Here is an 8,174-nt window from a genome sequence, read left to right as displayed (position 1 = left end):
CCGGCCGCACGCCGCAGCGCGCGCCGCGCTTGCGTGACGACCAGTACATTGCCCCAGCGACGCCGGCCGGCCGCTTCTACGATCCGTTCGAAGACGACGGCCCCGCCCCCGAATTCGCGCAAGAACCCGACCGCACGGCAGAATCCGACGACGCGCAGCATTCCGATTTCTCGCACGAAGCCGATGCAGATCACGACTGGGATGCCCCGCGCGAACGCGCCGCGCCCCGCGTCGACGTCCGCAGCCGCCGTCCCCGCGAGCCGCGTCAAGCTGAAACCTTCACCGTCTTCGCCCCCTGCCCCCAAGGCCTGGAAGAAGCGCTGACCGCCGAAATGCAGGCCCTCGGCTACGAAGATGCCAAGGCAGGCCGGGCCGGCTGTTCGTTCACGTCGGACTGGTCCGGCATCCAGCGCGCCAACTTGTACTCGCGTCTGGCGACCCGCATCCTGGTGCAGGTGGCGCACGCCGAGATTTCGCACGAAGACGACATCCTGGATCTGGCCCGCGATACGCCCTGGGAACGTTGGTTCGGCGCCGAACAGACGCTGCGCGTGGACACCTCGGCCATCAAGAGCCCGGTGCAGAGCCTGCAGTACTGCAACCTGCGCGCCAAGGATGGCATCTGCGACCGCCTGCGCGAACTCGAAGGCGAGCGCCCCAGCATCGACACGGTACGGCCCGATGCGCGTGTGCACCTTTTCCTGACGGGCCACACGGCCACGCTGTACCTAGACACGTCGGGCGAATCCCTGTTCAAACGCGGCTGGCGCCTGGACAAAGGTGAAGCGCCACTGCGCGAAAACCTGGCGGCCGGCATGCTGGCGCTGGCGGGCTGGGATCCGGCGGCGCCGCTGCTGGATCCCTTCTGCGGCTCCGGCACCATTTTGATCGAAGCGGCCTGGATCGCGCTTGGCGTGCCCCCGGGCATCTCGCGCCCGTTCGGTTTCGAACGTCTGCGTGACCACGATGCCTACCGTTGGCGCGACCTCAAGGAAGACGCCCGCGCCCGCATCCTGCCGCAGCTGGATGCACCGCTGGTCGGATACGACCTCAATCCCCAGGCCATCGAGTACGCCCGCAACAACGCCGAGCGCGCCTGGCTGACCGCCGACTCGATCCGCTTTGAAGTGGGCGATGCCCGCGACGTGACGGCGCCCGCCGACCACGGCTGGATCGTCACCAACCCGCCCTACGGCGAGCGCATGGGCGCGGAGCAGGACGCCGACCTGTGGCGCGACTGGGCCACCTGCCTGAAGCGCAATTTCGCGGGCTGGGAGCTGCACGTCATCACCAGCGACCTGACGCTTCCCAACCAGATGCGCTTGAAGCCCAAGCGGCGCGTTCCGCTGCATAACGGCGCACTCGATTGCCGCCTGTTCGGCTTCGAGCTGGTGGCCGCCGGCTACCGCGACGCCTGAGCTCGTTGTAAAAGCGCCGCAACATGCGGCGCCTATCTTTGCTTATGGTGCCCCGCCGCGCAGTTTTGGGGCATCATCAGCACCAAGGTGTTGCCAGGTTGCACCAGCTTGAATCGGCCTCTTGCATAGTTTCAGGGTAAACCCCTATAATCCGGGTTATCCCTAGTAGCAAACAACTGTGCAAGCCCGTGGAGGCTATTGTGATCAACCCGAACAACACCATCCGCCTGACCGACGAACTCGAGCGTCAACTGATGCTCCAGGCTATCGAAGAACAATTCCGCCCGCATCCGATGCGGGCGTTGGCTGCAGGCCTGCGCAAGCTGGCCCACGGCATCAAGGCTCTGGCCGGCAAGACGAGCGCCAAGAACGCGCATTCCGCTGCCTAAGCTGGGCCCAGGCCTTCAGGCCTAAAGATTTTCCCCTTGGGGGCTGCATAGCCCCTTTTATAGACCCGCCCTCACCGGCGGGTTTTTTTTGCGCGTACGCCGCGCTGAAGCGGCAGTAGCCACGGGACGCCCCGCCGCCCGGCCGCCCGAAGGCGGGGCAGCCCCCTCGGGGGGCAGCAAGCACGCATCGCGTGCGCGGCGTGGGGGCACACACCTCCGCCGCCCGGGCGACAATTTATGGATAATACGCGTCCATGAATGACGCCCACCTCGACGAGACGCCCAATCGGCTGCGCCGGTTTGCCTGCATGATGTACGAAGCCGTCCTGCTGTTCGGCGTCGTATTCCTCGCGGGTTACCTGCTGGATACCCTCACCCAAAGCCGCAATGCGCTGGAATTGCGGGCCGCCCGGCAGGCGTGGCTGTTCGTGGCGATCGGCGCGTACTTCGTGCTGTGCTGGCGCCGCCGCGGCCAGACGCTGCCCATGAAGACCTGGAACATCCGGCTGGTGGACCGTCACGGCAACACGCCGTCGACCGGCCTGCTGATCCTGCGCTACATCCTGGCCTGGCCGCTGGTGCTCGCAGGCGCCGCCGTGGTCTGGGGCGCGGCGCTGGCCACCGGTTGGCCATCCGTGGATATGTTCATCGTGGCGGCCCCCTTTGCCATCTTCATCTGGTCATGGTTTGACCCGGACGGACAGTTCCTGCACGACCGGATTCTGGGCACGCGCCTGCGCAACGCGCCGCAGGCCAAGAAGGTGCGCTGACCGGCACGCTCGGCGTGCGCCGCGGCCGGCATCGCCGTTTGATGCTTGCCAAGCCGCCCGCTATTTCGCGCGCCTGTTCAGAAAGATGACAGCCGCACGCCCGGACAATGAGGCCCCATTTAATTTACGGCTTCATTCTCACCATGCGCGCATTCCTTTCCCGCCTGTCGCTGGCCCTCGCCAGCGCGCTGTTGTTCCTGCACGCAGGCGCGTCCGCCCAAAACGCATCGGCCCAGCAGGAAATCGAAGCAGCTTCCAAGGCCGCCTTCGCCGCCGCCCGGCAAGGGCCGACCGACGTGACACTGGGCGACCAGGCCACGCTGAAGCTGCCCCAGACCATGTTCTTCGTGCCGCGCCCGCAGGCCGACCGGTTGATGCAGGCCTATGGCAACGGCAAGGATCCTTCCCTGCTGGGCGTCGTGATGCCCAAGAGCGACGACGAGGATTGGGTCGTCACCGTCAATTTCGACAAGGCCGGCTACATCAAGGACGACGACGCCCGCAACTGGAACGTCAACGAATTGCTGGACAGCCTGCGTGAAGGCACCGAGGCGTCCAACGAGGAACGCAAGAAGCGCGGCTTTCCGGAGTTGACGGTGGGCGGCTGGGTGGAGACGCCCAAGTACGACAGCAACACGCAGCGCCTGGTCTGGTCGGTGGCCGCCAAGCACAAGGGCGCCGCCGCCGAAGAAGACGGCACCGTGAACTACAACACCTACGCGCTGGGCCGCGACGGCTACATCACGCTGGACCTGATCACCGAAAAGAACAAGGTGCCCACGGACAAGGCCGCCGTGCTGTCGCTGCTGGACAACCTGCACTACGTGGAAGGCAAGCGCTACGCCGATTTCGACGCCTCGAGCGACAAGGTCGCCGAGTATGGCCTGGCGGCTCTGGTGGCGGGCGTGGCAGCCAAGAAGCTCGGTTTGTTCGCGGTGATCGCGGCTTTCCTGGCCAAGTTCGCCAAGGTCGGCATCCTGGCGGCGGCAGCGCTGGGCGGCGGGCTGTGGAAGCGCCTGAAGGGCAAGAAGGCCACCGGCCAGTCCTGATCTGCTTGTCCGGCGGTGCGTGCGCCTCCCTGGCCGCGCACGCCGTCACAACCGCGTCATGGATTCGTCACGCGCACGTCATCGGTAGGTGGTCTCATTCTCAAGCATGACCACAGCCCACAGGGAAGCGACCGTGACCGAGATCCAACCGACACACTGGCGCGCCCTGTGGATTTCCGATATTCACCTGGGCACTGCCGGGTGCAAGGCGGAATTCCTGCTCGATTTCCTGGATCACAACGATTCGGACACCCTGTACCTGGTCGGGGACATCGTCGATGGCTGGCAGTTGCGCAAGCACTGGCATTGGCCCCGAGCGCATAACGACGTGATCCAGCGCATCCTGCGCAAGGCCCGCAATGGCACCCGCGTGGTGTTCATTCCGGGCAATCATGACGAATTCGCCCGCGAGTTCGCCGGGTTTGCCTTTGGCGACATTGAGGTCCTGGACGAGGACGTGCACGTCACGGCCAAGGGGCTGCGCCTGCTGGTGCTGCACGGAGACCAGTTCGACGGCGTCATCCAGCACAGCCGGTGGCTGGCACACCTGGGCGATGGGCTCTACCAGTTTGCGTTGTGGGTCAACCACCATTTCAACCGCCTGCGCAACCGGCTGGGCATGCATTACTGGTCGCTGTCCCAATACCTGAAGCACAAGGTCAAGAACGCGGTGTCGTTCATCACCGACTTCGAGGAGGCGCTGGCCGGCGAAGCCCGGCGGCGTGGGCTGGACGGCGTGGTCTGCGGCCACATCCACAAGCCCGAGCTGCGCGACGTGAGCGGCATCCTGTACTGCAACGATGGCGACTGGGTCGAAAGCCTGTCGGCGCTGGCAGAGACGCACGACGGCCAGCTCCAGCTTCTGGACTGGGCGGTGCTGCAGGCCGAACGCCAGCGCGACCCGGCCAACCGCCCGCCGCGGTCCCTGACGCTGCCCGCCCTGCCCTCCGCGCTGCGCCGGCAAGGCAAACACCCGTGATAACCCGTATGCGTCCCCGTTACGCAACGGGGATATTGCAGTTCACGCCCCTCTAGGTCATGCTTGCACCTGAGTAACGGGCGATATGACCCGTTCACGCCGCAACATGCTTACAACATAGGGCCATGAACGACCAATATCAGGCGCTCTACCAATCATTCCGCTGGCTGGTGCCCACCCAGTTCAACATCGCGGAAGCGTGCTGCCACCGCTGGGCATCCAGCAGTCCGGATGCGCGGCGCATTGCCATCTACTACGAAGATGAGTCCGGCAACCGCGAGGTCTGGACCTTCGCCCGTCTGGCGGAAGCCGCCAATCAGCTCGCTAACGGCCTGGTGAAAATGGGCGTGGGCAAAGGCGACCGCGTCGGTGTGGTTTTGGGGCAACGCCCGGAAACCGTAGTCGCCCACATGGCTATCTACAGCGTGGGCGCGGTGGTCCTGCCCCTGTCGGCGCTCTTCGGGCCCGAGGCACTGCAAAGCCGCCTGTGCGATGCCGAAGCCCGCGTCGCCATCGTCGACCACGCCTCCAGCGCCAACCTGCTGGCCGTTACCGAACACTGTCCCGCCCTGCAGCAGGTCATCGGCATCGGCTTCGCCGACGAGCGCGTGCTGCCGTGGCGCAGCCTGCTGGCCCGCCAGCCCAACGAATTCAAGGCCGTGCAGACCCGTTCGTCGGATCCGGCCATCCTGCTTTACACCTCCGGCACCACCGGCGCCCCCAAGGGCGCGCTGCTGCCCCACAGCGTGCTGATCGGCAACCTGCCGGGCTTTGTTGCCTCGCAGGACTGGTTTCCCAAGCCCGCCGACGTATTCTGGTCGCCCGCCGATTGGGCCTGGACCGGCGGCATGATGGACGCCCTGCTGCCCACGCTGTATTTCGGCCACCCCATCGTCGGCACGCGCGGGCGCTTCTCCGTGGAACGCGCCTTCGAGCTGCTGGAACGCTATCAGGTCACCAATACGTTCCTCTTCCCCACCGCGCTGAAGATGATGATGAAGGCGGTGCCAGAGCCCCGCCAGCGCTACCAGCTGGCCTTGCGCTCCATCATGAGCGCCGGCGAAAGCGTGGGCGAGACGGTGTTCGATTGGTGCCGGACGGCGCTGGGCGTGACGCCCAACGAAATGTTCGGCCAGACCGAAATGAACTACGTGGTGGGCAACAGCAACAAGCGCTGGCCCGCCAAGCCCGGCTCGATGGGCCGCCCATATCCCGGCCACAACGTGGCGGTGTTGGACGACGACGGCACGCCGGTCGCGCCGGGCGCCACGGGCGAGATCGCGGTCAACCGGCTGGACATCCACGGCTTTCCGGACCCGGTCATGTTCCTGGGTTACTGGCGCAACGAGGCCGCCACGCTGGCGAAGTTCAAGGGCGACTGGTGCCTGACGGGCGACCTCGCCACCGTCGATGAGGACGGTTACCTCTGGTATGCGGGCCGCGCCGACGACGTATTCAAGTCGGCCGGCTACCGGATCGGCCCGGGTGAAATCGAAAGCTGCCTGGTCGGCCACCCGGCCGTGGCCAATGCTGCCGTGGTGCCTAAGCCGGACACCGAGCGCGGGGCGGTGGTCAAGGCCTTTGTGGTGCTGACGCCGGAATTTGCCCTCCGGGACCGAGGCGAAATCACCGAAAACCTTCAAGAGCACGTGCGCGAGCGCCTGGCGCCGTACGAATACCCGAAGGAAATCGAATACGTGGACGAACTGCCCATGACCACTACGGGCAAGATCCAGCGGCGCATCCTGCGCGAGCGTGAAGCAGAACGCGCGCAGGCCAGCGCGCCCCAGACCGACGTTGGCGCGCCCGTTGCCGCCCCGGCGCGGCAAACGGAGACCTAGGCATGGCCATTTACCAGCTCAACGACCTGATCCCCCGCATCGACCCGCAGGCCTACGTGGCCGACAGCGCCGACCTCATCGGCAACGTCACGCTGGAAGCCGGCGTCAGCATCTGGTCGCATGTATCGATCCGCGCCGACAACGACGCCATCCTGATCCGCGAAGGCACCAACATCCAGGAATCCAGCGTCCTGCACGTCGACGCGGGCTGTCCCATGACCATCGGCCCGAACGTCACCGTTGGCCACCAGGCCATGCTGCACGGCTGCACCATCCACGAAGGGGCGCTGGTCGGCATGCAGGCGATCGTCCTGAACAATGCCGTCATCGGCCGCAACTGCCTGATCGGCGCCGGCGCGATCATCCCCGAAGACCGGGTCATTCCGGACAATTCGCTGGTCATCGGCATTGGCAAGATCGTGCGGGAGCTTTCCGCCGAGGAAATCGCCAACATGCACAAGAACACCGCCCATTACGTGGCGCGCGGCCAACAGTACAAGACGGCCCTGAAACGCATCGGCTGACGGCTCCCCCGAGGGCCCGGGCAAGTCCCCCAACCCCTGCTGCCAGCAGGGGGAATCCCCCCCCGCGATCGGCTAACATTCCGCTATGACCGATCAGCTCAAAAAATACCTTACCGAAGACCGCAGCGTCCGCGTCCAAGCGGTGCGCCTGTCTGACACGTGGAAGGCCGTTCAGGCCAACCACGATTACCCGCCCGCCATCACCGACCTGCTGGGTGAATTGGTGGCGGCATCCACCCTGCTCGCCGCCAACATCAAGTTCGATGGCTCGCTGGTGCTGCAGATCCAGGGCGACGGCCCCATCGCGCTGCTGGTGGTGGAATGCCGCTCGGATCTCAGCCTGCGTGCCACCGTCAAGATGCGCGAAGGCCACGAGGTACCCAGCACCGGCGACATGCAAAGCCTGTTGAACCCCGGCGGCAATGGACGCTTCATCGTGGTGCTGGACCCGCAGCGCAAGCTGCCCGGCCAGCAGGCCTACCAGGGCATCGTGCCCCTCGAAGGCGATACGGTCGCCGAAGCCCTGCAACANNCACGGCGGCGGCGAAACGGACCGCGCCCTGACCGAGCAGGTGGCTGCCGAGACCTGGGATCGCATCAACGCCCTGGCCGGCACGCTTAAGCGCGACGAAATCCTGGCCACCGACATCGACACGCTCATCCATCGCCTGTTCTGGGAAGAAACGCTCATCGCCTTCGACCCCCAGCCGGTGAGCTGGCACTGTCCCTGCACGCGCGAGCGCGTGGCGAACATGCTGCGTTCGCTGGGCGAAGCCGAAGTCAATAGCATCCTGGAAGAGCGCGGCCAGGTCGATGTGGCCTGCGATTTCTGCGGCAAGCCTTACAAGTTCGATACGGTCGACTGCGCGGCGCTGTTCTCGGCCAGCCAGGCGTCCTCCGGAGATGAGCCTCCCACCGTGCATTGATGATTGATGCGTCCCGGCGGCAAGCCCGCCGGAACGTTTTTGTCACGCCGGATTGTCCTTATCGACTGGCGGTCATGAGCGCGCCACACTGCGCAGCCATGACCGCCTTTATTATTTCTTGCGACTTACGCGCCGAACGCCGGCAACACGGGGCCGCCGCCCTCGAGTTCGCCGTGGCAGGCGCCATCGTGCTGCTGCTGGGCCTGCTGTGCGTCGAGGCCGCGCGGTGGCACGGCGCGCGCCAGATGGCGCACCTGGCGCTGATGGAAGCGGCGCGC

8 protein-coding genes and 1 pseudogene are annotated in these 8,174 nt (G+C 65.8%); all 9 read left to right on the top strand.

The features are described 5' to 3' along the window. The first annotated feature begins 29 nt into the window (after positions 1–29). Positions 30–1,418, top strand: coding sequence for a THUMP domain-containing class I SAM-dependent RNA methyltransferase (locus B3446_RS26120; protein ID WP_409558322.1), 1,389 nt, complete (start codon positions 30–32; stop codon positions 1,416–1,418). Between the two features lie 200 nt (positions 1,419–1,618). Beyond that, a complete protein-coding gene (locus B3446_RS26115) occupies positions 1,619–1,807 on the top strand; it encodes a hypothetical protein (protein WP_008161862.1) in 189 nt (62 codons plus the stop codon). A gap of 254 nt (positions 1,808–2,061) precedes the next feature. Continuing rightward, entirely contained in the window at positions 2,062–2,577 is a 516-nt protein-coding gene (locus B3446_RS26110; RefSeq protein WP_191576712.1) for an RDD family protein, read from the top strand. 143 nt (positions 2,578–2,720) lie between these two features. Then, positions 2,721–3,626 carry a DUF2167 domain-containing protein gene (locus B3446_RS26105; protein ID WP_291386830.1) on the top strand — a complete coding sequence of 302 codons (906 nt, stop codon included), beginning with the start codon at positions 2,721–2,723 and terminating at the stop codon, positions 3,624–3,626. 106 nt (positions 3,627–3,732) lie between these two features. Continuing rightward, a complete protein-coding gene (locus B3446_RS26100; RefSeq protein WP_191576714.1) occupies positions 3,733–4,605 on the top strand; it encodes a UDP-2,3-diacylglucosamine diphosphatase in 873 nt (290 codons plus the stop codon). Positions 4,606–4,730: 125 nt separating this feature from the next. Next, the gene (locus B3446_RS26095; RefSeq protein WP_191576715.1) at positions 4,731–6,446 is read left to right on the top strand and encodes an acyl-CoA synthetase; all 1,716 of its coding nucleotides are present in this window, start codon (positions 4,731–4,733) and stop codon (positions 6,444–6,446) included. A 2-nt stretch (positions 6,447–6,448) separates the two neighbouring features. Further along, positions 6,449–6,970, top strand: a complete 522-nt coding sequence (locus B3446_RS26090; RefSeq protein WP_175122905.1) for a gamma carbonic anhydrase family protein — start codon at positions 6,449–6,451, stop codon at positions 6,968–6,970. An 85-nt stretch (positions 6,971–7,055) separates the two neighbouring features. Continuing rightward, positions 7,056–7,896: pseudogene (locus B3446_RS26085) on the top strand (Hsp33 family molecular chaperone HslO). Positions 7,897–7,994: 98 nt separating this feature from the next. Continuing rightward, a partial coding sequence (locus B3446_RS26080) for a TadE/TadG family type IV pilus assembly protein (RefSeq protein ID WP_291386827.1) occupies positions 7,995–8,174 on the top strand: 180 nt, incomplete at its 3' end.

Origin of the sequence: Achromobacter sp. UBA5777 (assembly GCF_002418565.1) — a bacterium.
Classification (GTDB): domain Bacteria; phylum Pseudomonadota; class Gammaproteobacteria; order Burkholderiales; family Burkholderiaceae_B; genus Achromobacter; species Achromobacter animicus.
Note: the sequence above shows the minus strand (reverse complement) of the source record. Positions and strands in the feature narration are given on the sequence as shown.

Coding starts and splice junctions, on each gene's coding strand:
- B3446_RS26105 (WP_291386830.1), top strand. CDS start 2,721: ATGCGCGCATTCCTTTCCCGCCTGTCGCTGGCCCTCGCCAGCGCGCTG.
- B3446_RS26100 (WP_191576714.1), top strand. CDS start 3,733: ATGACCACAGCCCACAGGGAAGCGACCGTGACCGAGATCCAACCGACA.
- B3446_RS26090 (WP_175122905.1), top strand. CDS start 6,449: ATGGCCATTTACCAGCTCAACGACCTGATCCCCCGCATCGACCCGCAG.
- B3446_RS26110 (WP_191576712.1), top strand. CDS start 2,062: ATGAATGACGCCCACCTCGACGAGACGCCCAATCGGCTGCGCCGGTTT.
- B3446_RS26095 (WP_191576715.1), top strand. CDS start 4,731: ATGAACGACCAATATCAGGCGCTCTACCAATCATTCCGCTGGCTGGTG.